The organism is Salinivibrio sp. YCSC6 (genome assembly GCF_004916735.1).
GTDB lineage: Bacteria > Pseudomonadota > Gammaproteobacteria > Enterobacterales > Vibrionaceae > Salinivibrio > Salinivibrio proteolyticus.
Genome location: NZ_CP039517.1, coordinates 252,499 through 275,057 on the forward strand (window position 1 = coordinate 252,499; position 22,559 = coordinate 275,057).

The 22,559-nt window shown below is 47.5% G+C and carries 22 protein-coding genes and 1 pseudogene; 9 read left to right on the plus strand and 14 right to left on the minus strand.

What is annotated here, in order from left to right; all coding sequences use genetic code 11:
- The first annotated feature begins 162 nt into the window (after window positions 1–162).
- On the plus strand, window positions 163–1,608 hold the full coding sequence (gene clcA / locus E8E00_RS15010) for a H(+)/Cl(-) exchange transporter ClcA (RefSeq protein WP_371414251.1): 1,446 nt from the start codon (window positions 163–165) through the stop codon (window positions 1,606–1,608).
- On the opposite strand, the gene E8E00_RS15015 is transcribed toward clcA, so the two are convergent.
- Together E8E00_RS15015 and E8E00_RS15020 are read right to left on the minus strand one after the other, a co-directional pair.
- Window positions 1,609–2,274 carry a transporter substrate-binding domain-containing protein gene (locus tag E8E00_RS15015; protein ID WP_096632246.1) on the minus strand — a complete coding sequence of 222 codons (666 nt, stop codon included), beginning with the start codon at window positions 2,272–2,274 and terminating at the stop codon, window positions 1,609–1,611.
- Window positions 2,275–2,387: 113 nt separating this feature from the next.
- A complete protein-coding gene (locus E8E00_RS15020) occupies window positions 2,388–2,915 on the minus strand; it encodes a TetR/AcrR family transcriptional regulator (protein ID WP_096632243.1) in 528 nt (175 codons plus the stop codon).
- A gap of 102 nt (window positions 2,916–3,017) precedes the next feature.
- On the opposite strand from E8E00_RS15020, the gene E8E00_RS15025 reads away from it, so the two are divergent.
- Window positions 3,018–3,539: an HPP family protein gene (locus E8E00_RS15025; RefSeq protein ID WP_096632240.1), complete on the plus strand. Its 522-nt coding sequence runs from the start codon at window positions 3,018–3,020 to the stop codon at window positions 3,537–3,539.
- Between the two features lie 337 nt (window positions 3,540–3,876).
- Here the strand turns inward: E8E00_RS15025 and E8E00_RS15030 are convergent, their stop codons facing one another.
- The 8 genes and pseudogenes from E8E00_RS15030 to E8E00_RS15060 form a co-directional block, all read right to left on the minus strand.
- Window positions 3,877–5,238 carry an ATP-binding protein gene (locus E8E00_RS15030; RefSeq protein WP_240531975.1) on the minus strand — a complete coding sequence of 454 codons (1,362 nt, stop codon included), beginning with the start codon at window positions 5,236–5,238 and terminating at the stop codon, window positions 3,877–3,879.
- 64 nt (window positions 5,239–5,302) lie between these two features.
- Window positions 5,303–5,617 carry a winged helix-turn-helix domain-containing protein gene (locus tag E8E00_RS17500; protein ID WP_371414255.1) on the minus strand — a complete coding sequence of 105 codons (315 nt, stop codon included), beginning with the start codon at window positions 5,615–5,617 and terminating at the stop codon, window positions 5,303–5,305.
- A pseudogene (locus E8E00_RS17505) lies at window positions 5,590–5,959 on the minus strand (response regulator); the annotation flags it as partial. The pseudogene E8E00_RS17505 and the gene E8E00_RS17500, both read right to left, overlap by 28 nt.
- The gene (locus tag E8E00_RS15040) at window positions 5,956–6,600 is read right to left on the minus strand and encodes a tetratricopeptide repeat protein (protein WP_096632233.1); all 645 of its coding nucleotides are present in this window, start codon (window positions 6,598–6,600) and stop codon (window positions 5,956–5,958) included. The gene E8E00_RS15040 and the pseudogene E8E00_RS17505, both read right to left, overlap by 4 nt.
- Entirely contained in the window at window positions 6,587–7,423 is an 837-nt protein-coding gene (locus tag E8E00_RS15045; protein ID WP_096632230.1) for an SDR family oxidoreductase, read from the minus strand. Before E8E00_RS15045 ends, E8E00_RS15040 begins: the two co-directional genes overlap by 14 nt.
- A gap of 9 nt (window positions 7,424–7,432) precedes the next feature.
- A complete protein-coding gene (locus E8E00_RS15050; protein WP_096632227.1) occupies window positions 7,433–8,125 on the minus strand; it encodes a TenA family transcriptional regulator in 693 nt (230 codons plus the stop codon).
- A gap of 8 nt (window positions 8,126–8,133) precedes the next feature.
- Window positions 8,134–9,639 carry an AMP-binding protein gene (locus E8E00_RS15055; RefSeq protein ID WP_096632224.1) on the minus strand — a complete coding sequence of 502 codons (1,506 nt, stop codon included), beginning with the start codon at window positions 9,637–9,639 and terminating at the stop codon, window positions 8,134–8,136.
- Window positions 9,623–10,240, minus strand: coding sequence for a thermostable hemolysin (locus E8E00_RS15060; RefSeq protein WP_096632221.1), 618 nt, complete (start codon window positions 10,238–10,240; stop codon window positions 9,623–9,625). The genes E8E00_RS15055 and E8E00_RS15060 overlap by 17 nt, the downstream gene beginning before the upstream one ends.
- A gap of 207 nt (window positions 10,241–10,447) precedes the next feature.
- On the opposite strand from E8E00_RS15060, the gene E8E00_RS15065 reads away from it, so the two are divergent.
- From E8E00_RS15065 to E8E00_RS15080, 4 genes are all read left to right on the plus strand, one after another.
- Complete coding sequence (locus E8E00_RS15065) at window positions 10,448–10,957, plus strand: cytochrome b/b6 domain-containing protein (protein ID WP_096632218.1); 510 nt, start codon at window positions 10,448–10,450, stop codon at window positions 10,955–10,957.
- Between the two features lie 64 nt (window positions 10,958–11,021).
- Window positions 11,022–12,611, plus strand: coding sequence for a phosphoethanolamine--lipid A transferase (locus tag E8E00_RS15070; protein ID WP_240788876.1), 1,590 nt, complete (start codon window positions 11,022–11,024; stop codon window positions 12,609–12,611).
- Window positions 12,612–12,614: 3 nt separating this feature from the next.
- Window positions 12,615–12,983, plus strand: coding sequence for a diacylglycerol kinase (locus E8E00_RS15075; protein WP_096632215.1), 369 nt, complete (start codon window positions 12,615–12,617; stop codon window positions 12,981–12,983).
- A gap of 27 nt (window positions 12,984–13,010) precedes the next feature.
- Window positions 13,011–14,987 (plus strand): LTA synthase family protein, encoded by a 1,977-nt coding sequence (locus tag E8E00_RS15080; protein WP_346426287.1) that lies wholly within the window; start codon window positions 13,011–13,013, stop codon window positions 14,985–14,987.
- Between the two features lie 31 nt (window positions 14,988–15,018).
- Here E8E00_RS15080 and E8E00_RS15085 read toward each other — a convergent pair whose 3' ends face one another.
- The 3 genes from E8E00_RS15085 to E8E00_RS15095 form a co-directional block, all read right to left on the minus strand.
- Complete coding sequence (locus E8E00_RS15085) at window positions 15,019–16,206, minus strand: acetate kinase (protein ID WP_096632209.1); 1,188 nt, start codon at window positions 16,204–16,206, stop codon at window positions 15,019–15,021.
- Window positions 16,207–16,434: 228 nt separating this feature from the next.
- Window positions 16,435–17,280 (minus strand): magnesium transporter, encoded by an 846-nt coding sequence (locus E8E00_RS15090; RefSeq protein ID WP_096632206.1) that lies wholly within the window; start codon window positions 17,278–17,280, stop codon window positions 16,435–16,437.
- A 348-nt stretch (window positions 17,281–17,628) separates the two neighbouring features.
- The gene (locus tag E8E00_RS15095) at window positions 17,629–18,093 is read right to left on the minus strand and encodes a TetR family transcriptional regulator (protein WP_168174088.1); all 465 of its coding nucleotides are present in this window, start codon (window positions 18,091–18,093) and stop codon (window positions 17,629–17,631) included.
- A 365-nt stretch (window positions 18,094–18,458) separates the two neighbouring features.
- Here E8E00_RS15095 and E8E00_RS15100 point away from each other — a divergent pair, with 365 nt between their 5' ends.
- Together E8E00_RS15100 and E8E00_RS15105 are read left to right on the plus strand one after the other, a co-directional pair.
- A complete protein-coding gene (locus E8E00_RS15100) occupies window positions 18,459–20,114 on the plus strand; it encodes an AMP-binding protein (protein ID WP_096632202.1) in 1,656 nt (551 codons plus the stop codon).
- Between the two features lie 248 nt (window positions 20,115–20,362).
- Window positions 20,363–20,659, plus strand: a complete 297-nt coding sequence (locus tag E8E00_RS15105) for a DUF406 family protein (protein ID WP_096632199.1) — start codon at window positions 20,363–20,365, stop codon at window positions 20,657–20,659.
- Window positions 20,660–20,714: 55 nt separating this feature from the next.
- On the opposite strand, the gene E8E00_RS15110 is transcribed toward E8E00_RS15105, so the two are convergent.
- Entirely contained in the window at window positions 20,715–21,329 is a 615-nt protein-coding gene (locus E8E00_RS15110; protein WP_069586945.1) for a DNA-J related domain-containing protein, read from the minus strand.
- 338 nt (window positions 21,330–21,667) lie between these two features.
- On the opposite strand from E8E00_RS15110, the gene E8E00_RS15115 reads away from it, so the two are divergent.
- Entirely contained in the window at window positions 21,668–22,441 is a 774-nt protein-coding gene (locus E8E00_RS15115) for an EAL domain-containing protein (RefSeq protein WP_069586946.1), read from the plus strand.
- Window positions 22,442–22,559 lie beyond the last annotated feature (118 nt).

A 22,559-nucleotide genomic window follows, 5' to 3' on the forward strand; every position in this document is an offset into this window, starting at 1 on the left:
CAAGGCAGCCTGACTGATCAGCGTAAACCACGCCCCCACCAGCCCAGACTAGCCAAGTAGGCACACTGGCTAACGATGCTTGCATGTTATGTTAATTGGCGTAGTATTATTGCGTTTCCTCGGGTTACAGGACGTATCCCAGCACGGTGTAGGCTCAGGAGCATGAGACCCTCACTTCATCGTCGTTTTTTCTTCTTAACCTTTGCGTTCACATTGATGAAAATTGTAAGTAAATCAAGCAAGAAAAGGGCAGTATTTTATAAATCTAGCGTTTTCTTCGATAAGCTGTGGTCACGCGATAAAACGCCCGTTTCCGTCTTATTGTTGGCGGTTGTTATTGGCCTACTCGCGGGTATTGTGGTCACCTTTTTTGAACTCGCGATTCACTCTCTTTCTCAAACACGTACCGAGTGGCTCGATAGCAATATCACCTCAATGATTCCATTGGGATTACTCGCCTTTCTAATCAGTGCGGGTCTTGCCTTAATTGGCTATTGGCTGGTACACCGGTTTGCGCCTGAAGCCGCGGGTTCGGGTATTCCTGAAGTAGAAGGCGCCATGGAAGGTATCCGTCCCACACGATGGTGGCGGGTAATCCCAGTGAAATTTTTTGGTGGTTTGGGCGCGCTAGGCTCAGGGATGATTTTGGGCCGAGAAGGGCCGAGTGTCCAAATCGGTGCCAATATCGGCCGAATGGTGACAGATACCTTCCGCATTCACGACCGTAACACCAATCAAACCCTACTCGCATCAGGTGCCGCCGCGGGCTTAGCCGCCGCGTTTAATGCCCCGCTTGCGGCGATCATGTTTGTGGTTGAAGAAATGCGGCCACAGTTTCGCTACACCCTCATCTCCATTAAAGCGGTGATCATTGCGGCAATCATTGCTGACATTGTGTTTCGCTATATCAATGGCCAAGATGCTGTCATTGTGTTGCCTCAATACGAGACACCGCCACTGATTTCTTTATGGTTCTTCTTAGCGTTGGGGTGCTGTTTTGGTGTGTTTGGGGTGATTTTTAACTTCCTGATCATGCGCTTTCAAGATTACTTTCAACGCTTGTATCAAAACAGCCAAAAGCGCGTGTTGATTGTGGGTTCGACCTTGGGGGGCATATTTGGTTTACTGCTGGTGTATGCGCCTGAACTCACGCACGGCGGCATTAACCTCGTCCCTGATTTTGTCACGCTTAACTACTCAATTAGTGCACTGCTGTTTATTTTTATGGCGCGCACGCTGCTGACGGTCATCTGCTTTGGTTCCGGCGCACCGGGCGGCATTTTCGCCCCCATGTTAGCCCTTGGCACCTTGCTGGGAACCGTCTTCGGTTTGATGATTGCGAATCTCTACCCTGACATGGGCATTGAACCGGGCATGTTTGCGATTGCGGGAATGGGCGCTCTGTTTGCCGCGACCGTGCGTGCGCCGATTACCGGTATTTTGTTGGTGATTGAGATGACTAACAATTACTACCTGATCTTACCCCTGATTATCACCACGCTGGGTGCCACGCTGTTTGCCCAATTGCTGGGTGGCCAACCGATTTATACCGAGCTGTTACGCCGAAAAGTACGGCAGCAAAAGTTGCAGGTTGAACAGCAGCCATAATCATAAGCCATGTTTGGCAAGGATAGCGGCTGTCGTGCCGCTATCATTCATCGATTCTAAAACGGCCCCTATCCGCTTCGCTAGCGCTGCATGACGCTGATGGAACACCATAAAAAGTGAGACGGAGGCAATGGGCTTTTCACTTTGACGAATCAGCGACAATGCCTCTCCGCCAAGCTCGTCATCAAACATACCGGGCCCCACCATCGCTTGGGCCCGCTCGTTTTGTAGCATACTCAAGGCCGCAGACTCTGACCGTGCCCATAACATGTTCCATTGGTATTTTTGAGCAATTTTTTGTGCAAACTGGTCGCCAAACAACCCAACCACTTGGCTGTAGTCTTGTGGCGAGAGCACATGCGTTCGACCGTATAAGTAGTAATCAACACGAAAAAGCGGCGCCGAAGGGTAAGTCACGACATCGCTGTGTTGATACGCAAACTGAGTGCGCGCCGTATCGGCATCAATAATGCCTTTGTTGAGGGAGATTTCCGCACGTTTAAGCGGCATGGCAATCCATTGTAATTCAATCTCAGGATCCACCCTCGCCATAGCTTGTGTGATGATAGCTTGGGTCGCTTGCCACGAATCATCAGTGTGCACTCGATACGCGACCGTCATTTCTGTTGCTGACACACTGAATGTTATGCCCAACAACCACAGCATCCACCCTCGTTTCACATTGTCACCTCAGACTGACCGCCACGATTAAAGATTAGAAGAGCACCGGCGTATCGTCTATGCACTTATTAGTGACGTTGTCACGTTTGGGTTTATTCCTAAGGTCTTATTAAGCTTCGTAACATAACAAGGCATGACGCTCGGTCAGGAAGTGATTCAAATTCAGCCCGTACGATCAGCCCCTCTAACAGCGTCATCACCGCATCAGCAGCCGCCTTTGAGCCAACAATCTGTTCAATTAAGCCGTGAATTTTGTCTTTGTGCGCTTTGGCAATCGCTGCAATTTGGCTATCTGTACTGCTCTTAAATTCGCCAATCGCGTGCATAAACATACAGCCTTTAAAGTCGTCTTGTTTAAACCACGCCAGATACCAATCGAGGAGTGCCGTCAATTGGGCATCTTTATCCTGGTGCGCATCAATAGCCTGCTGCAGCCCCTGCTCAAATCTTGTATGACGCGCTTGCAGCACAGCCTCAATCAAGGCCGATTTAGCACCAAAGTGACGGTACATCGAGGTCTTTGAGACCGCGGCCTCATCACGGATTTTGTCGACGCCCACCGCAGTGTAACCAAACTGATTAAATAACGACTCGGCTACCGCCAAGATGTGATCGCGCTTGCTCATCATGCTCTCCAAAAAAGACTTGCCATGGAGTGTACCGATCTGTACTCTTTAAAACAACGTGTACAGATCGGTACACTTTAATCAACCATAGAAGGAACGACCATGAAACGACTCAAAGGTGGCGGTGCGTTACCGCCTAAACCGACTTGGATTCAACTGACAAAAGGCTTGCTGGGTGGATTTTTCGGTATTCTCACCTTAACCGTGCTGAACCATACCACCGGCGTGCCCTGGCTGATGGCTCCCTTTGGCGCAACCTGTGTGATTTTATTTGCAGCGCCTCAGTCGCCGCTCGCGCAACCGAGAAATGTGATTGTGGGTCACTTACTAACCGCCAGTGTGGGGTTGGCGATGCTGTATGGAGTGGGAAATGAAAGCTGGATGATCGCACTAGCAGTTGGCCTTGCAATTATGCTGATGCAAGCCTGCCGCGCCGTCCATCCACCAGCAGGAGCGAATCCACTGGTAATCATGCTAGCGGGGACTCAAGTGGTAGGCATCGATTATTTGTTTACGCCTGTGCTCGCAGGCAGTGTCGCACTGGTAACCATTGCAGCAGTGATCAATAACCTCGGTGAACCGCACCATTGGCCTGTGTATTGGCATGGGATCAAGCGAGGCTAAGCGAGAGCCTTGCTAGTTTCAATCAGTCAGAACCTAGCAAAACAGGCGCGATTAAATTGCGCCTGTTTTGGTGTCGCCCAACGATACCGTGACCAATGGTCAGCGCTGTATCATCCCGCAAACACTAACCAAGCACCAATGACAAAGGCACCGCCAAGCACGAGAGTTTCTAAAAAGTAGCGGCTTATGACGTTATACAGTTTCATACCTAACCAACCTTTTTTGCGGCTAGAGTAACAACATAAAACTGAACATAAGCTGTCTACATAAAAAGACAACCATTACAAAGAAGGACCAAACTTGGCTAGGGTGAAATTCGCACTGGCTCGGATTCAAGTCACGTATTTCCGCACTCAGAGACCATTGGAAAAGTCACCGTAAAACCATTGCCATAGTCAGAAAAGTACGGACTCTGAATCATAATACTCGCGTGATGCTGTTCCACAATGTCTTTGACAATCGACATTCCCAACCCCGCCCCATCACCTTTCTCGGTATGACCGCGGAAGAATTTATCAAAAATACGGCTCTTAATTTCGTCCGATATCGCGTCGCCAGAATCAATCACTTCCACCACGACGGTATTGGCTGAGTGGCTGGTGATCACACTGATAGATGCGCCTTTTCCTGCATAGCGAATGGCATTATCAATCAGGTTAGTAAATAACACTGACAACATCACAGGATGGCCTTTGACCCACAGGCTCTCTTGCCCTTCAAGCTCTATTGACTGTTGTTGTGTCAATGCCATCGGTGCGAGCGCAGCGATTTGTTCTCGCAACAATGGAACAATATCTACCTGCGTGACTTCGGTATTTTTTTGCTGCTCCACCCGCGAAAGCATGAGCAACTGTTGGATAACACGATCAGTTCGATCGATGCCATTCAGAATATTGGTCAAGTCATTATCACGTTCCGCTTCTGTGGTCGCAGACAAGGCGTTTTCTGCATTGAGTCGCAGTACCGCGAGGGGGGTTTTTAACTCGTGTGCCGCAGTGCTGACCAAACGCTTTTCACGCACCCAGGCATTATTCAACTGAGAAAACAAATAATTGATCTGCTTGACGAGTGGTGAGAGTTCAACGGTGGGTTGTGAGACATGAATATGATCGAGATTATCAACACTGCGTGCAGCGATCGTCTCTTTTAATTCGCCTAGCGGCCTAAATGCGCGGCTAACTAACACCACAACAATAACCGCTAAAAGTGGGATCAATAGGAGCTGGGGTAAGCCAATGGTCAACGAGACTTCTGTCATCAACTCTTGGCGAATCGCCTCTTTTTCCGCCACCAGCAGACTCGCTTGCCGTTTGTCCGGCAGTGTGAATACTAATAGGAAGGTGCGCCACTGTTCACCTGCTGCGGTAACCATATCAAATCCGGGGTTGTCCGATGTCGCTATCCATTGCGCCGGTGCGGTCGGACTTTTGGCAACTAATGCATCGTTAACGCGGTACTGAAAAAACAAATTATCTTCGTAGGGGTGACCAAATGGTGTGGTCGTATCGTCATTTTTTGCGTTAGCAGTGATCGCGTTTAACCAATGGGTATAGCTTTGTGTAAAGTTATCTGGCGGCTGATCTCCCCAGCTCATTACCGACAGCGCCAACGTTTTTGCCGATTGCCCCAGTCGCGCGTCATAGACTTCATTAATTTCATGACGAGCTTCGCTATACACCAGCAGCCAAGAGACAAACATTAACACCCCCACCACACACACAGTGCTGAATGTAAGATGGCGTTTTATTGAATGTGGGCGCTGTTTATTTCTCAATGATATACCCAACCCCACGAATGTTTTGAATCAAGGTTCCACCCGTTTTTTTGCGTAAATTGTGAATATGGACTTCAATGGCATTCGGACTAATTCCCTCATCCATACCATGAAGCGCTTGTTGAAGTTGATCTTTGCTCATTACTCGGCCAGCGTGTGCCATCAATGTTGATAACAGCTTGAACTCGTTAGGAGTTAACCGAATAGGTGCACCCTCCATATCCACTTCACCCGTTGCCATCGACAAGGTCACGCCATGGCATGACATGGTGGTATCGGCATAACCGGAAATACGCCGAATCATGACGCGCAGACGCGCCAATAGCTCTTCGAGCGCAAAAGGTTTGATCAGGTAGTCGTCGGCTCCACCATCTAACCCTTTCACACGGTCATCAATGTCATCGCGTGCCGTCAAAATCATCACAGGGATATCGCTATGTTTGCGGCGAATTTTACGCAACACATGAAGTCCATCAGTATCTGGCAAGGTTAAGTCGAGAATAATAGCGGTAAAGCTTTCGGTATTTAACAGGGCATCCACACCACCGCCTCGCTGCAACCAATCAACGGTATAGCCGTGACGCTGCAGCGACGCCACCATGGACTCCCCTAGCATGCAATCATCTTCGACAAGTAGCAGCCTCATTGCTGATTAAGCTCCTTCAGTTTTTGGATAATTTCTTGTTGGCGTCCTTGATCAGCAAGAGGACGGTCCGGCCGTGCAGGGGCTTGCTGTGCATGCTTCAAGAATGCCACAGCGAGATTTGTTTTTCCGGTATCCGCCAGAAATTCGCCATAAAAATAGTTCGGATCGATTCCGTCTGGATTGATCGCGAGTGCTTTTTTAAACAACTCAGCAGCCTTATCGTCATCACCAAAGGCGAGTGGCCAGCCCGGCACTTTGTGGTACAACGTCGCGAGGCTCGTTAGGGCCGAACCGTCTAGCGTTTCCGGCGCCTGTGTTATCACATCTTCAAGTAGGATTTTTGCATCCTTGACCAAGCCTAATGCTCCCATGCCACCATCAACCCCGGCTAACGAGCTCTTATTGATAGCAAGCCATATTTTCAGATCGTGACGCGCTGGTTGAGCAAGGAGTGCAATTTGCGTGTCATCGATTAAACGGTCGAAGCACGCCACTTTGTCGTCACTACTTCCGACAGTGTAGTTACATTGTGCCCAGCGTGTCTGGATCTTAGCCAAGATAGGGTCGGCCAGCGCTGTCGCACTGATCAAAGAACAACTGAGTGCCCATACGGTAATATAAAATGATTTACGAATAGTCATGGTGCGATTCCTCTACAACTGGCAAGCCTTGTGGCGTATTGGCGTGAAAATCAATGATGTCTTTTTGTTTTGCGATTCCATGGCCCACTAACGATGGAAAAAGTTGATTCAGACGAACAAACAGTTTTTCGGGCCACCCGAGCCACGTCGCAAAGCAACGCTTTTCGATGGCACGAATAATGTGATTCGCTACCCACTCTGGTGAGTCCACATGATTTCGCAATTGCTTATTCATCGCCGTTGCACGAGCATCATTTAACGCCGTCTTAGTTGCTCGAGGCGCGATATAAATGGCACACTGCTGAGTGCCATGTAGCTCCCGATTTAACGCTTCGGTAAAGCGATACAGGCCTGATTTCGTCGCACCGTAATTGGCATATCCGGGGAAACCGATACCAGCAAAGGTTGAGCCAATGTTGGCAATGAGGCCTGTCGGTGCGAGCCACTCAAGTGCATGTTTGCAAAGCAAAATGGGGGCGGTTAGGTTGATGGCAATTTCATGTTCAATACTGTCATCCGCGCGCATGGATAGATAATTGAAACCATTTACCCCCGCATTATTGATCAGTATTTCTATTGGCGTACCTTGTTGAGCCAGCCATCGTGCATGCTGATTCACCTTGTCTCTGCCCTCTGCTGTACCAATGTCTGCTTCGATGATCTGATGATGCTCGTCATTCACAAGCTGGTTTTTAAGATCATGCAACGCATTGAGATGGCGGCCGACGAGCACAAGTATTGCGCCTTTTTTTGCCAGTGCATCAGCCAGAGCTCGGCCAATGCCTCCTGTCGCACCTGTTAGCAATATAATTGTGTTTTTCATTACCGCCTCCTATGCCACTTGCGTCTGTGTTGTGGTCATGGGAAGCGCTCGCAGCATTGATTCATACAGCGCATAAACACGGTTCGCACTATCAATGATGGCTTGTTGGTCCGCGGGATCCGTTACCTTGTTCATCAAATCGGCAAAATAGCCAATATGCTCTACATCCAAGGTGCTGTGTGACGTTAAATACCGCATCGCTGTATCGGGTAGAGAAAGCGTTTGCTGGATCAGTGCGGCCATCGAGCCGCCGATTGATACACTCGTCCCTTCCAACACCCAAACCATGCCAAATAGAGCCATTGGGTTATTACGGTCAATTTGGTGATATAAATACGCCACCATCATCTCAATCCCTAACCCGACTTGGCCCTGACCACAGTTAGCCTTCGCTAGTTCGGCATCAAAGCCACATGCGCGCAAGTCATCCAAGATCCATTCATGGTGACCTTTCTCTTCCTCAATGTATGCGCCGAGCGCTTGACGTAACCATTCATAGTGCTCCGGCAACCGAGAACCACAGGCCATCAGCAATGGAACGGTATGCTTCACATGATGATAAGCCTGAACAAGAAAGGCCGTGTAGGTTTGCAGCGTAATCGCCTTATCGTCACAAGCCTCAATCACAGGCACACTCAGCATTGAGGCTCTCGCCTGAGCGGTTTCTTTCTCTAGTACATGGAAAAAACCTTGATTATCCATAAATCCTCCTAGGAATGTGCCGTGAGTGGCAGGGTTTCGTCAGTCAGTAATGATTGGGCCGAAGTGTTAAGTTTCGGCTCAAATTGTTGGCAAAAGACATCGCGTTTAGGGCGGCCATTTGCCGTAATTAAATGGGGTTGCTGATGAAAAGGAGCGGTAAATATCACCGCTCGGAGCTGCGCATAATCGGGCAGTTGGTTGTTAAGCTGGATCAGCTGCTGCTTTGCTTGATCAGGAGAGTCGCTACCAATAATGGCAGTCAGGTAGTCCTTCCCCTCTCCCAATACCACCATGTTGCTAAGCGCCGAATAGGCCATAGCTTCCGCCTCAATCCATTCTGGATGGATGTTGCGGCCAAAAGCCGTAATGAGTTGATTTTTTTTGCGACCTTTCACGTACAAAAAGCCGTCATCATCAAACTCACCGATATCTCCCGTCGCAACGACGCCTTGGTGAGGGTGAAAGTCGCGATCCAGATAGCCTGAGAATGTCGCGCCCACTACCATGATTTCACCGTCTGAAGCCAGAAAAACACGATGGTGAGGTAACGGTTTACCCACACTGCCAACACAATGGTGCTCGGAGGTATTCAAACTCACCACTGATCCGCACTCCGATAAGCCATAGCCCTCAAAAACCGATAAGCCAAGCCGACTTGCTGCGCGCAATAAGGCCGGTGCCACCTTTGCGCCTCCGACAGCAACGTGCTTGAGATCGGCAACCGCACCAGGATGCTGTTCACCAAGATGGATGACGGCTCGCAATAAAGCAGGGGTAAGTACCAAGCTTTGCGGACGATAACGAATCAGTCCGCTCATCAATTGATTCAGGTTTAACTGGCTTGAGCCGATCAGCCCCAAGTCATTGCTGGATGGGATCACTGTCGTCACCCCAAGCAATAGAGGCACGTAAACACCCGTAATATTCTCCAGTAGTGTGGACAAGGGAAGGACGACTAAATGACGGGAGGGTACCGCAGTGGTGGAGACGGTACTGGCAAGCGATACACTAACGCTCTCCAGCGTGGCTGCGCTCAATACCACGCCCTTGGGAGAACCAGTCGAGCCTGAAGTAAACGTGACCTTTACGGCAGGAGGCAACGCTGGCAGTGCGTCTACGTCTCGTGCATGGCATGGTAATCCAGCCAATGTAGTCACAGATGCGTGGCTTAATGCGACATCAGGGTGTAGCGAGCCAATCACCCGATCTACCCTCGCAGTCTCCAAGACATGCTGTTGTTGGTCCGCCGTAAAAAAGGGCGGGATCGGTACAATTGAGATGCCTGCATACGCAGCGGCAAGATCGATCAATACCCAACTCACACTGTTGTCACCGGCAAGCCCAATCATCTGTGTATCGAGCGCCAATAGCGTTTCACTCATCGCCCTGATCCGTCCCCAAAGCGCTTGGTAGGTCAGTATCAGGCAGTCGCCAGATGCATCCGACCCGTGAATGGCAACCTGATCAGGTTGGGATCTGGCATAGTCAGCCAAACGTTCAAATAAGACGCGCATTAGCATTCTCCGTATGGCAGTGTTTAGACACAATCCGCGCCAATTGCTCAGCACCTTGAGCAAGGTTACCGGCACAGACACGAGGCATCCGCGTGTAGTAGTTGCCCCATTGATCAGTGGCGGGCTGTAGACGACTCGCTTCCGCATCGGTCAGTAGATGGGGCTCAAGGCCAAATCGTCGCATAAGTGCATATAGCGGCCCTGTGGCGGTAAATACACACCATAGGTATCCGTGTGACAGCAGCCCATTCGCTAAAGCGTGGAAATGTGGTAGTGACGTTCCCGAAGAGAATGAGGCCAGTTGCCCAAACTCAATCACTGAGTTACGCGTGATCACTTGCTGATAGTGAGCGCTAAGTACGTCAGCCACATCGTCGGTAAGGTATTGTTCGAGAAAAAGCGGCTGATACGCAGCAGGGCGATAGCCGCACACCGACAATAAGCGATCGTCTTGTCCTCTCAGGCAGGACAAATAAGGCATGAAGGTGGTAATTGTCGCGTTGAAGGCTTGTTGATAGCGTTCAGCAATATACGCCTCTATTTCAGCGCGATTCGCTGAGTCTGGTGTAACAATGTCAAATCGACTCGCTGAATTAACCATAGCGGTGACATCCTTTATTAGCTGATTGTCACTGAGCTTACGGCGCGATACTTAAGAAAAGCTTAAGAAGCGCCTCCTGCCGATAAAAAATGCACCCCAAAAATCTATCCAATTGTAAATTATAACTTTTTATTTTTTGCCCCTCTTAAGTGATTCTTAAGTTTCCTCTCATAGAGTGAAGACATCACCACATGAGAGGACATTACCATGACCGCTAACACCCCACGACCATTTAAATGGGACAGAGTCGTCCGGTTCAGCCATTGGCTGATTGCTGCATTATTCTTTGCCAATATGAGCGTCACGGAAGAAGGCAGTGACATTCATCGCTGGTTTGGGTACGTGATCCTTGGGGCCATTGTCTTACGTCTGATTTGGGGAATGCTCACGCATTCAGAAGCACGACTAACCCGTTTTATTCCCTCGCTTTCTGCCGCTCGTGCTCACTTCAGCAACCTTATACGCGGACGTGATCATACAAGCTCAGGTCATAACCCTGCCGCAGCACTTATGATTTGGAGTCTTTGGGGATTGCTTCTCGTCACCATTTTGACTGGCTGGACAATGACGCAGTCAGGTGAAGAACTCGAATGGTTAGAAGAAATCCATGAGTTTGCTGCCAACGCAACCCTGGTCCTCGTCACTATCCATGTTAGCGCCGCCATTTTGATGAGTCGTTTTGGTAAGCGTAACTACATTAAATCCATGCTGCCTTAATACTAAGGATGTTTAAGTCGTAAACATAAAGAATGTAAAGTTTTCTCACACGTCAATAACGATAGTGATCGCTATATATTTCGCATTAATTGTTAACATTCCAGTTTATAATGAACTTGGAGGAATACTCTATAGGTTAGACAGCGTAAATCCTGGTTTCGTCGCTACAATCCCTCTCTTTTTCATCGCTAGCTTTAATATTATTTTTAACGCTTTTAGCTGGCCATTTATTACAAAACCTTTTTTTATCTTACTTTTGCTTCTATCCGCTGGGGCAAGCTATGCCACTTCCCACTACGGTATAATTTTTGACAGCGATATGATTGTGAACATTTTCGAAACGGACGTGGCAGAGGCATCAAGTTATATTAGTTTTTATTCTATCGCGTGGGTTTTATTCATGGGAGGGGTTCCATCATTATTTCTTTTTATTGTGAAAATAGAAGAAAGTGATCCCATTTTTTTTATGGTAATGAAAAAGATAATATCGGTAATAGCATCGGTAGTTGTTATACTGATCATTGCTAGTTTATATTATCAAGATTATGCATCCGTTGGCAGAAATAACTCTTACTTAAAAAAGGTTATCATTCCCACAGAGTTAGTTTATAGCATTGGGAAATATGTCAATAATAAATACCTGTCGGATCCTCTACCATACAAAAAAATTGGTGAGGACGCACAAAAAAAAGACGAAAAACATACAAAAAAACCAACTCTATTTGTTTTTGTTTTAGGGGAAACGGCTCGGGCCCAGAACCAGCAACTAAATGGTTATTCGAGAAAGACAAATCAATTTACATCGCAAGAAGGTATTATCTCATTCAAAAATGTAAGCTCATGTGGAACGGCAACGGCAGTTTCTGTGCCATGTCTTTTCTCTATCTTGGAAAGAGAAAACTTTGATCGAGAACGTGCCGACAAACAAGATAACCTACTTGATATCATGCAACGCGCAGGCACAGAGATGCTATGGATAGAAAATGATAGTGGTGACAAAGGTGTCGCTAAGAACATCCCACAAGTTATAGTAAACCGTGAGAGAAGCCAGACCTATTGTGATGGACAAACTTGCTTTGACGAGGCGGTTATTCAACCTCTTATAGATAATATACCTAGCACGGAACATGGAAAAGATTTCATGGCAGTACTACACCTAATTGGTAGTCATGGTCCCACATACTATAAGCGATATCCGGAAAATATGAGAGTGTTTTCCCCTGATTGTCAACGAGCCGACATTGAAAACTGCTCTAGAGAGGAAATAGTAAACACCTACGACAATACAATTTTATATACCGACTATGTTATAAATAAAGTTATAGAGAAATTAAAAGATCTATCTTCTAAATATAATACAGCATTAATCTATGTATCAGATCATGGAGAATCACTAGGCGAGAGTGGGATTTTTTTACATGGATTCCCTTATTCAATCGCACCAGATTTTCAAACTCATGTCCCGATGTTTTTCTGGACTAGCAATGAGTTTTTAAAGGAAAAAAGAATAAACTTATCTTGCTTAATAAATTCATCAAAAAACGTAAAATATTCACATGACAATATTTTCCATTCAATACTAGGAATCATGGATATATCAACAGATGAATATCAAAAAAACAAAGATATTTTTTCAATTTGTCGCCAGAGGTAGAATATGAAGCCAGGCTATAAAGGGATTCAAAGAATTGTCAAGGCAACTGAATTTTCAATCCAAGGTTTGAAAGCTGCGTGGAAAAATGAAGCCGCATTCCGTCAAGAAGTCGTGCTTGTCTTCATCCTAGTACCCTTTGCATTACTCATTCCCATTGCATTACTAACTAAACTCATATTAATTGGAAGTCTATTTCTTATACTCATTGTCGAGCTAATTAACTCTGCCATTGAAGCAGTTGTTGACCGAGTAGGAAAAGAACACCATGAGCTAAGCGGTCAGGCCAAAGATATCGGATCTTCGGCCGTACTGTTGACATTAATTCTTGCACTATTTACATGGTTGAGTGTCATAGTAGATTTTATAATTTAGGGGTGAGAGATGCGAATCATAAATTTAATGAAACCAATTTTTATTTTCTTCCTATTAGCATTAGGAATTCTTAGTGCGTTTCGGATTGGACTCTTAACCTGGCAGCAAGATAAGATAAGTCATTGGTCTGAATATTTTTATATATTTTCGCAAGGTATTCGCATAGATATTGCCACCCTCTGCTGGCTATATACCCTACCGGCTTTTTTATTGGCACTGCTGCCAACCTCTGGAAAATTGGGTCGTGGATTTGTTTTTATCTTGCGGAGTTGGCTGGTCTGTGGGTTAGTTGTGTTAGTTTATATGGAGCTTGTCACGCCTTCGTTTATTTTAGAATACAACTTAAGACCGAATCGACTATTTCTAGAGTACTTAGTGTACCCTAAAGAAATCTTTTCCATGCTTTGGAAGGGCTATAAATTACCGTTATTCCTAGTACTCTTTGGTACGTTATTCGTGGGTTTTTTCAGCTGGCGACTAAGCGGCAAGCTTATCCAGACAGAAAACCAGCCACGCTGGTGGACACGGCCTATTCTTGCGGTGTGTGTGATTGCTTTCGGTGTCATGGGAGCACGTTCAACTCTGCAACACCGCCCACTGAACCCAGCACTTGTCGCCTTTTCAACGAATCCGCTATTAAATGATTTAGTACTCAACTCTTCTTATTCGTTGGTTTTTGCCGCCAAATCCATGGCGTCCGAGCGTAATGCTGAAGAATACTATGGCGATATGCCGCTGAATGATGTCATTGCAACGATCAAACGATACTCGCCGGCCAGCACCAACTATATTACGTCTGACACCATACCGACACTAAACGTGCGCCATCCTTTCGAGGCGAAACGAAAGAATTTAGTGATCTTATTGCAAGAAAGTTTAGGCGCACAATTTGTTGGCAGATTAGGCGGCTTACCGCTAACACCACATTTGGATAATCTGATGGATGAAGGATGGAACTTTACTCAGATTTACGCAACAGGTACGCGTTCTGTGCGTGGTATTGAGGCTATAACCACAGGGTTTACACCGACCCCATCTCGCGCCGTCGTTAAATTGTCTAAAAGCCAAACAGGGTTCTTTTCCATCGCCTCATTACTTCAGCAAAAGGGGTATACCACTCAGTTTATCTACGGTGGAGAAAGCCACTTCGATAATATGAAATCATTTTTTCTCGGTAATGGTTTTCAAGATATTATCGATTTCCCTCAGTTTGACCAGCCACGCTTTGTTGGATCTTGGGGAGTTTCAGACCAAGACCTATACACCATGGCTGATAAACAGTTTCGGCGTTTACACCAAAGTGGGAAACCCTTTTTCAGCTTGGTATTTACTAGTAGCAATCACTCACCTTACGAATATCCAGATGGTCAAATCACGCCTTATAGCCAAGAGAAACATACCCGCTTTAATGCCGTAAAATATGCTGACAAAGCATTGGGCGACTTCATCCACCAAGCTCAGCAGTCCGATTACTGGAAAGATACCATCTTCTTAATCATTGCCGATCATGATGCACGCGCAGTCGGCGCGTTACCTGTGCCGATTAAACATTTTCATATCCCAGCATTGATCCTAGGTAAAGACATATCCCCGAGAGAAGATAACCGCCTCGCGAGTAGTATCGATATGCCCCCTACGTTACTCTCACTCATTGGCGTTGAAAGTATATCGCCGATGATAGGTCATGATTTAACTCGCCCATTATCTCAACACTATCAGCGTGCTTTGATGCAGTTTGATAAAAACTTCGCTTATCTCACCCATGATTCAGTGATTGTTCTGCGACCAGACAAAGCCCCGCTTGGCTATTACTATGATGCGAAGAGTCAGACTGCACGCCCTCAACATGTAACAGACGAGATGATAAAGCGCGCTAAGGCACACGCTTTAATAGGCGGAAAACTGTATCGACAAGGTTTATATACCGTACCATCCACTCATATCACGGAAACGTCGGTACTCGCTCAACACCATGGTAAGCAGCCACAAAAAAGCGAGCCTTGAGGCTCGCCTGATATCCGAGGTGGTGCGACAGTTAGGCCATTGCCATGGCTTGTTGTGCGATCACCAGCTCTTCGTTGGTTGGGATCACCAATGCAAGCGGCGACGCTTGGGTAGTGATTTGCCCTGCGGCACCAAAACGCGCGGCGGCGTTGGCATCGGCATCCGCTTGATAGCCGAAAATAGCCAGCTCTTTGAGGATCATCTCACGCACTGGCAGGGAGTTTTCGCCAATTCCGCCTGTGAAAACAATCGCATCCAAGCGAGATAACGGCACCATGTAACTTGCGATGAATTTTGCAACGCGATAAGCAAACATTTCTAGCGCTAATTGTGCACCTTTATGGCCCTGCTCTGCCGCCTCGACCAAGCCTCGGCAATCGTTCGTTAATTCCGAAACACCGAGTAAACCGGCTTTATCGATCAGCTCATGGTGGATTTGATCCATGCTGAGCCCTTTTTTCGACAAAAACTCCAGAATAGATGGGTCGATATCACCACAGCGTGTGCCCATCATCAAACCGGCTAAAGGCGTAAAGCCCATGCTGGTATCGACACTTTGACCGTCTTTGACCGCACACAAAGAGGCACCGTTACCAAGGTGAACAGTGATGACGTTGGTTTGTTCAGGCGCTTGGTTAAGCCATTTTGCCGCTTCACGACTTACGTAGTAATGGCTAGTGCCGTGGAAGCCATAGCGGCGAATACCGTAATCGTTGTAGAGCTGACGCGAAATCGCGTAATGGTAAGCTTTTTCTGGCATCGTTTGATGGAATGCCGTATCGAAAACCGCCACTTGTGGCAAGCTTGGGAAGGCTTTACGTGCCGCTGTAATGCCCACCACATGTGCTGGGTTATGCAGTGGCGCCAAGGCTTTTAGCGCATCAATTTGCGCCAGTACAGCATCGTCAATTAAGGTGGCTTGGCTGAAGGTTTCACCGCCATGTACAACACGGTGGCCAACGGCCTGCAGTTTATCACTCAATTGGTTGCTTTCGATAAGGCCCACAATGATGTCCATGGCCTCTTGGTGGTGGTTGCTTCCTGCACTTAAGGTTTTCTCGGTTTTTTCACCGTCGACTTTCCAGTTCATCCGCGCGTCATCGCGCCCAAAGCATTCTCCAGCGCCGGAAATCACAGCATCGCCAGTTTGCGCATCCATCAGGGCAAATTTTAACGACGAGCTACCTGAATTAATAACGAGTACCAGTGCATCACTCATAGGGTTACCTTATTGGCAGAAATTGAATCGCGGCATCACGCCGCCTTTTCCATTATTAAAATATTTTTTAATAATTCAACTGTTGTGATAGTGATAGCACAGTTACCCAGCAATTTACTGCGTAAGATCAAGCTAAGTGCGCATCGGGTACACAAATCCCTACGAGCTCGCTATCACTGACCATAAGCGTAGATAAAAAATGGCGCCACATGGGCGCCACTCTTCGGGCTAGCTACCAATGCCTAGGTAGGTATTGACTACAGTGAAATAAATCCACATTCCGGAGATATCCACCACAGACGCAAGCACCGGGCTAACCAATACCGCAGGATCAAGATGACATGCACGCGCCACAATCGGCAGTAATCCGCCAAGCGTTGTGGAGATGGTCACCTGAATAAACAGGGCCAACGCAATCGCAACCGCAATATCGTGCAGTGCAAACGCGCCTACCGTCGCGTTGTGGTTGAACAGTAAAATCCTCACCATCATGACTGCAGCAATCGCCACACCAATAAATACCGCGACGCGGGCCTCTTTCCACATCACTTGGAGCCACTGACGTTTGCGAAGCTCTCCCGTTGCTAGCGCCCTCACCACCAAGGTTGCCGCTTGGGAGCCAGTATTGCCTCCCGCCGCCGCAATCACTGGCATATACACAGCCAACAGAACAAGCTGACTTAAGGTATCTTCATACTGAGCAATGATCATCCCAGAAACGATACCAAGCAGCGCCAGTCCGACAATCCAGCCAATCCGCTGCTTAACATGTGCAAACACGCCAGTAGAGAGGTAGCTTTTCGCTGGTTCCGCTTCCGAGTGAATAAAGCCTAAATGGTTGGCATATTCACGGGCTTCGCGGTCAAATCCCTGCGCATCCAGCGCATTAAGCAAATGCTGTACATGAGCCACCGAGCAGTGATGCAAAATGCCCATTGATTCCTCAATCGGCATCACGGTAAGCAGCTCGACTTGCTTGTCGATATCGTATTGTAAAAACGCATTACGTGCCGCCACGATTTCTGCAGTGGAAAACGCAGTAGCATAGTCAAAAGTGTTGTTCATTACCGTCATGGCGAATCTCCCGATTGGCAACAGGTAACGACCATCAACAACGAACCTCACGCTGAAAGGGCGTGATTAAGCGTTACATCGAGAAAGGAGAAAAACAGAGCGGGAAATCAGCTGCGACTGCGCTGGTAAAAGGAAGGATCACAATACCAACGGCAGCTATTTTTCTCCGTATCGACTAGGAGGATGGTCGGTATTGTTCATAGTTATCTCCAAAAAAGGTCTGGTGCTGTTAAAGCGTGGCGAGTTTATCAAAAGGCATCGCGCCTGTCTGTCAAATTTTGGTAAGCGAATGGCGTGATATCGTCGTGTTATGTCAATTATTATGCAGGCTCAACGGACCGGTGCCGCTTACTGCCGGCACATCAATAAACTGGCGCCTAGCAGCTGTGAAAAAGCAACGGTCAGATCGGTATTCATTTGCTTTTCACAATCTGTCTGCAATTTACGTAGACAGCGAAAGGCGACGCCGTTATCGGCTTTACCGCTGATCAGCAAGTAGAAACACAATCGTAAGATGGCTTTGAACTCACCATCGGCATGCATCGCCTGCATCCAGCTTTGCATTAACTGGTTAACGGTTCCGTCCGTCTCTAGCGTACCCATCAAATTATCGAGCAGTACAGGTTCGAGCGCGGCCATAAAATCTTGTTTGCGCGGAAAGTGATGACTGATCCCAGTACGAGATACCCCCGTCGCTTCACTGAGGGTGGTATACGACATGCCCTCGTAGCCCAACGTCAGGAGTTGCTGCTTCGCGGCATCAAGAATGGTCTCGATCGTCTGTTGTGTTTGGGCCTTACTGCGTTTTGGCATGTGTAATGTGTTCTCCCCAGTCTCCGTCAGCATGGCGGGCAATAATCATCTGCATGTTGCAATAGGTTGGCAGGCAATGCATTTGCGCCACGGCTCGCCATAAAGATAGTACAGAGTGCAATAGAAAGCCTGACACGAAACACACCAAAGACTCGCTGAAGCGGATCAAAGTTCTGCTAATACCTTGATAGATAAGTGTGAAAACAGCCCAAAAAATGAGGACTTATTGGTGTAAATAGTGCCGACAGTCATAATTTGAACACATGTTTAAACAATTGCCTTGCGTAAATGCAGGCAGGGTCAGTAAGTTAACATTATTATAACAGTTAGACGTATGAATCACGTTGCGACAACGAGGAAGTCCAATGTCACACATCAAACCACACGATCAGATTTTACGCTGGGCCGACGAACGCCCTAACCACGTATTTTTACGCCAAATTCGCGATCGCCGCTTCGTGGATTACACCTTTGCAGACGTCGCTGATCAGGCGATGCGTATGGTCACAGCATTACGTGACATGGGCTTGCAACCCGGTGACAAGGTGGCGCTAATTTCTAAAAACTGTGCGGAATGGTTTATTGCCGATCTGGCGATGATGATGGGCAGTTACATCAGCGTGCCCATTTTTCCAACGGCCGGCAGCGACACCATTGAGCACGTGGTCACGCACAGTGAATCTAAGGCCATGTTTGTCGGCAAACTGGATGACACTAAAGCGCTAAAAGCGTCGTTACAGACGCTATCACACATTAAGACCATCGCATTTCCATATCCTACGGTGGATTGCCATTATGACTGGCAGGAGTTAGTCGCAAGTCACGAACCCACCGAAGAGCGTCCGGTCCATCTCGATAATGATGTGATGTCACTGGTGTATACCTCTGGTACCTCTGGGCTCCCCAAAGGCGCCATTCTGAGCTACGGCGGCTATTGTTGGTCCGCGCAACGCCTGATTGACCATATTGGTATCGAGCCGGACGATCGCTTGTTCTCGTATCTGCCATTGGCCCATATCACAGAGCGCGTGTACATCATGGGGTCGGCCATTATGGGTGGGATCCCAACCGCGTTCCCAGAGTCGCTCGATACCTTTATTGAAGATGTCAAAATGCATCGCCCAACGCTTTTCATTTCGGTACCGCGACTGTGGACGTTGTTCCAACAGCGCATTCAAGAGAAATTGCCAGATGCACGTCTTAACCTGCTGCTGAGCATTCCTCTTGTCGGTGGTTTGGTTAAAAAGAAAATCGCGAAGAACCTTGGCCTTGATCAAGCGCGCGTATTGGGCTGTGGCTCAGCACCCGTTGCCCCTGCACTATTGCGTTGGTATGAAAAGTTGGGCCTACATATCACCGAAGCCTGGGGAATGACCGAAAGCTACGCATACAGCACACTTAACTATCCATTTAGGGCCGACAAAATTGGCACCGTCGGCAATGCAGGACCCGGCGTTGAAATCAAGATAGCCGATGATCAGGAGATCTTAGTCAAAAGTCAGGGTCTATTTAGTGGCTATTACAAAAATGAAGAAGCCACGGCCGAAACCTTGGTGGATGGTTGGCTACACACGGGGGATTTAGGCGAGCTCGATAGTGAAGGCTACCTGAGTATCTCAGGACGTAAAAACGATACCTTCAAAACTGCGAAAGGCAAATTTGTTGCCCCAGTGGCGATTGAAAAACGTTTATTTGAGCTGTCTAACGCTGAGATGCTCTGTGTGATCGGCTCTGGCATGCCTGCGCCTATTTTGCTTGCCCTGCCTCACCACTTCCCACACTTTGATCGAGCCCGCTATGAGCGCCGCGTGAAAAAGGTGATTGATACCATCAACAGCGAGCTGGAATCCCACCAGCAAATCAAAGGCGTGTTGATGATCAAAGAGCCTTGGAGCATTGAGAACGGAAAACTTACGCCAACACTTAAAATTCGCCGCCATAAGCTGGAGCAAGAGTACCACGAGGTTGGCGCGAACTGGCCAAAAGGCACCTTAGTCCAATGGGAAGAAGACTGGGTCTAGCGCATTCTACCAAGATGTCCTGACATTCACCCACGATTGGCGTACGCTGATGGTGGGTGATTTTTTATTCGCCACCTATTGCTTACAATGTGATTGCTGACAATGATGCATCGTGCTACAAACTCCTGCAAAACCTGACCTATCTCAATGTGCCACAATCAAGACTCTGCTAAAGATCAGCATGACATCTTTATTGCAGGCGATAAGCCTATTTTGACGCCTGCAGCTTTATCTCGTAGGGGACGACCATGAAAGAGAATCAAACTGACGCATGTGACGCGTGCGGTGTAAGCGCAGAAATTGGTTATATTATCTCAGAAGGAGATGAAGTCGCGGAAGTGACGATTCATGCCGACAGCGTCGAGGCAATGCAGGCGCGCTTTGAGCAGTACCTTTCGCTCGCACAAAGTATTAACCCTGCCGTCAAGCACGACTTTAACGCCGAGCAAATTAGCGACGACAGTGCACATATCAAAATGCAATTTGAGTGCAGCGCTGAAAAGCTTATTTTTGAGCTACGCAGCCGCGGCCTCAACAACGCCTAATCGCTATTATTCAGGGTGTGTCATCACACCCTGTATTTGCTTGCTGACGACGGAATTAAAGACGCAGGCTTTGCCAAGCCTCGCACATTTCACGAAACGTGGTCGCATCGCCTTCAGGGCGGTCTGGGTGCCACTTCAACGCCATTTTACGCCACTGTCGACGGATCTCATGCTCACTAGCGTGCTCATCCAACCCAAGTACGGTTAGCGCTTTTTTGCGCTCCAGCATGGTTTCGCCCGGTGCATCATTACCAATATGGCGTTGATAATGCTTCCAAAACGACGATAGCAGCTCTTTGACATCGTCTCGGCTAGCGTCGTAGTTGTTCCAATCCATGTAATATTCACGGAGTGGATCTTGGTAATCGATTTCGTTTGCCACAAAACCATTACCGCCGACACGCCACTGCAATTGAATGTCCATTGACTCCACCTGCAACCACTGCTGGGGTAGCAACATCTCTTGCAGTTGGTATAGCGCATTCATTATCAAAAAATTGCGCTTAAACAGATCAAGATGCGGGTCAGCATCCAGCTCTGCCATGATGGTGTTTTTTTGCAACTCACTGAGAAGGTGGTGCACTTTCCAGCTTTGTCGCGTAGATTCCAAGATACTGAGTATTGGCCAAATCAGGGGGTTGTCTATTTCATCCCGTTTTTCAGCAAGCATGACGTTCATCCTCTGTCACTGGCCAGCTACCTTGAACCGGCACATCTGGTATTTTCGGTCGTTTAACAACCTTATTAAGGTATAAACCAAATTTGGTCACTTTGTCGCCATTATTAGCAAAAAGCAGCTTGTTCATCCGTATGCCATACTTTTTGTATCGCACGACGTCAAAAAAGCGCCTGATATTGCCGCTTAATTATTAAGCATATCTAGTGCCAACTTAATTTCTCATTGTAGATAACTCGTCGTGGCGCAGAGATTAGACACCTTGACTCGCATTAAAGACACGCACCATCTATTATTGTTTAAACACCTTTATTTCATTGATATTTAAATCTATGACTCATTCCGCCTCCCAATGCGATGCCTGCAAAAACAAAAAACCGCTCCCTTTTGCCTTTTCAATGGCCTTTCAGCCCATTGTTCAATTATCCACTGGGCGTGTGTTCGCATACGAAGCGCTGGTACGAGGCATGGATGGCAGCGGTGCGGGCAGTGTTTTTAAACATGTAAACGCCGACAATCAGTATCAATTTGATCAGACCTGCCGTATCAAAGCGGTGGCATTAGCGGCAAAGCTCGAGATCCCCTGCTTTTTGAGCATTAACTTTATGCCTAATGCTGTTTACGAGCCCGAACGTTGTATTCAAACCACCCTTAAAGCCGCGCGCGAACACCAGTTTCCGCTCGATCGCATCTTGTTTGAGTTTACCGAAGGGGAAGAAGTGCTTGATTATGATCATATTCAACGCATTATTCGCTATTACCGCTCGCAAGGCTTTATTACCGCCATTGATGATTTCGGCGCCGGTTACTCTGGCTTAACGGCACTGGCTAATATTGATACCAATATTATTAAAATCGATATGGCGCTGGTGAGAGATATTGATACTGACCCAGTGAAACAGGCGATTGTTCGCCACAGTGTGGCAATGTGTGAGGAGCTAGGGCGTCAAATTATTGCCGAAGGGATAGAGACGGAGAAAGAATTACGTTGCTTGCATGATTTAGGCATCGACTTCTTCCAAGGGTATTATATTGCCAAGCCTGAATTCGAAGCATTACCCGCCATAAATCAAGCATCTGGCCTCGACATTTTTCACCGTCAATAATCCGACTATCGAGCCAGCAGTCTGTTGCTGGCTTATTTTAACTGCCTCACATGGTCAATTGATAATCTTTCTCACTTTGACGCGTTCACGGTATAGTAAACCGATTATTTGATTCGAA

Excerpts from the sequence above, each read along its gene's own strand:
- E8E00_RS15040 (WP_096632233.1), bottom strand. The coding sequence starts at position 6,600 with ATGACTATTCGTAAATCATTTTATATTACCGTATGGGCACTCAGTTGT.
- E8E00_RS15110 (WP_069586945.1), bottom strand. The coding sequence starts at position 21,329 with ATGCTTGCTGAAAAACGGGATGAAATAGACAACCCCCTGATTTGGCCA.
- E8E00_RS15105 (WP_096632199.1), top strand. The coding sequence starts at position 20,363 with ATGAAAGAGAATCAAACTGACGCATGTGACGCGTGCGGTGTAAGCGCA.
- E8E00_RS15095 (WP_168174088.1), bottom strand. The coding sequence starts at position 18,093 with ATGCCAAAACGCAGTAAGGCCCAAACACAACAGACGATCGAGACCATT.
- E8E00_RS15020 (WP_096632243.1), bottom strand. The coding sequence starts at position 2,915 with ATGAGCAAGCGCGATCACATCTTGGCGGTAGCCGAGTCGTTATTTAAT.
- E8E00_RS15065 (WP_096632218.1), top strand. The coding sequence starts at position 10,448 with ATGACCGCTAACACCCCACGACCATTTAAATGGGACAGAGTCGTCCGG.
- E8E00_RS15115 (WP_069586946.1), top strand. The coding sequence starts at position 21,668 with ATGACTCATTCCGCCTCCCAATGCGATGCCTGCAAAAACAAAAAACCG.
- E8E00_RS15025 (WP_096632240.1), top strand. The coding sequence starts at position 3,018 with ATGAAACGACTCAAAGGTGGCGGTGCGTTACCGCCTAAACCGACTTGG.
- E8E00_RS15085 (WP_096632209.1), bottom strand. The coding sequence starts at position 16,206 with ATGAGTGATGCACTGGTACTCGTTATTAATTCAGGTAGCTCGTCGTTA.
- E8E00_RS15060 (WP_096632221.1), bottom strand. The coding sequence starts at position 10,240 with ATGGTTAATTCAGCGAGTCGATTTGACATTGTTACACCAGACTCAGCG.
- E8E00_RS15045 (WP_096632230.1), bottom strand. The coding sequence starts at position 7,423 with ATGAAAAACACAATTATATTGCTAACAGGTGCGACAGGAGGCATTGGC.
- E8E00_RS15100 (WP_096632202.1), top strand. The coding sequence starts at position 18,459 with ATGTCACACATCAAACCACACGATCAGATTTTACGCTGGGCCGACGAA.
- E8E00_RS15080 (WP_346426287.1), top strand. The coding sequence starts at position 13,011 with ATGAAACCAATTTTTATTTTCTTCCTATTAGCATTAGGAATTCTTAGT.
- E8E00_RS15050 (WP_096632227.1), bottom strand. The coding sequence starts at position 8,125 with ATGGATAATCAAGGTTTTTTCCATGTACTAGAGAAAGAAACCGCTCAG.
- E8E00_RS15075 (WP_096632215.1), top strand. The coding sequence starts at position 12,615 with ATGAAGCCAGGCTATAAAGGGATTCAAAGAATTGTCAAGGCAACTGAA.
- E8E00_RS15055 (WP_096632224.1), bottom strand. The coding sequence starts at position 9,639 with ATGCGCGTCTTATTTGAACGTTTGGCTGACTATGCCAGATCCCAACCT.
- E8E00_RS15090 (WP_096632206.1), bottom strand. The coding sequence starts at position 17,280 with ATGACGGTAATGAACAACACTTTTGACTATGCTACTGCGTTTTCCACT.
- E8E00_RS17500 (WP_371414255.1), bottom strand. The coding sequence starts at position 5,617 with ATGATTCGGCGTATTTCCGGTTATGCCGATACCACCATGTCATGCCAT.
- E8E00_RS15030 (WP_240531975.1), bottom strand. The coding sequence starts at position 5,238 with ATGTTTGTCTCTTGGCTGCTGGTGTATAGCGAAGCTCGTCATGAAATT.
- clcA (WP_371414251.1), top strand. The coding sequence starts at position 163 with ATGAGACCCTCACTTCATCGTCGTTTTTTCTTCTTAACCTTTGCGTTC.
- E8E00_RS15015 (WP_096632246.1), bottom strand. The coding sequence starts at position 2,274 with ATGCTGTGGTTGTTGGGCATAACATTCAGTGTGTCAGCAACAGAAATG.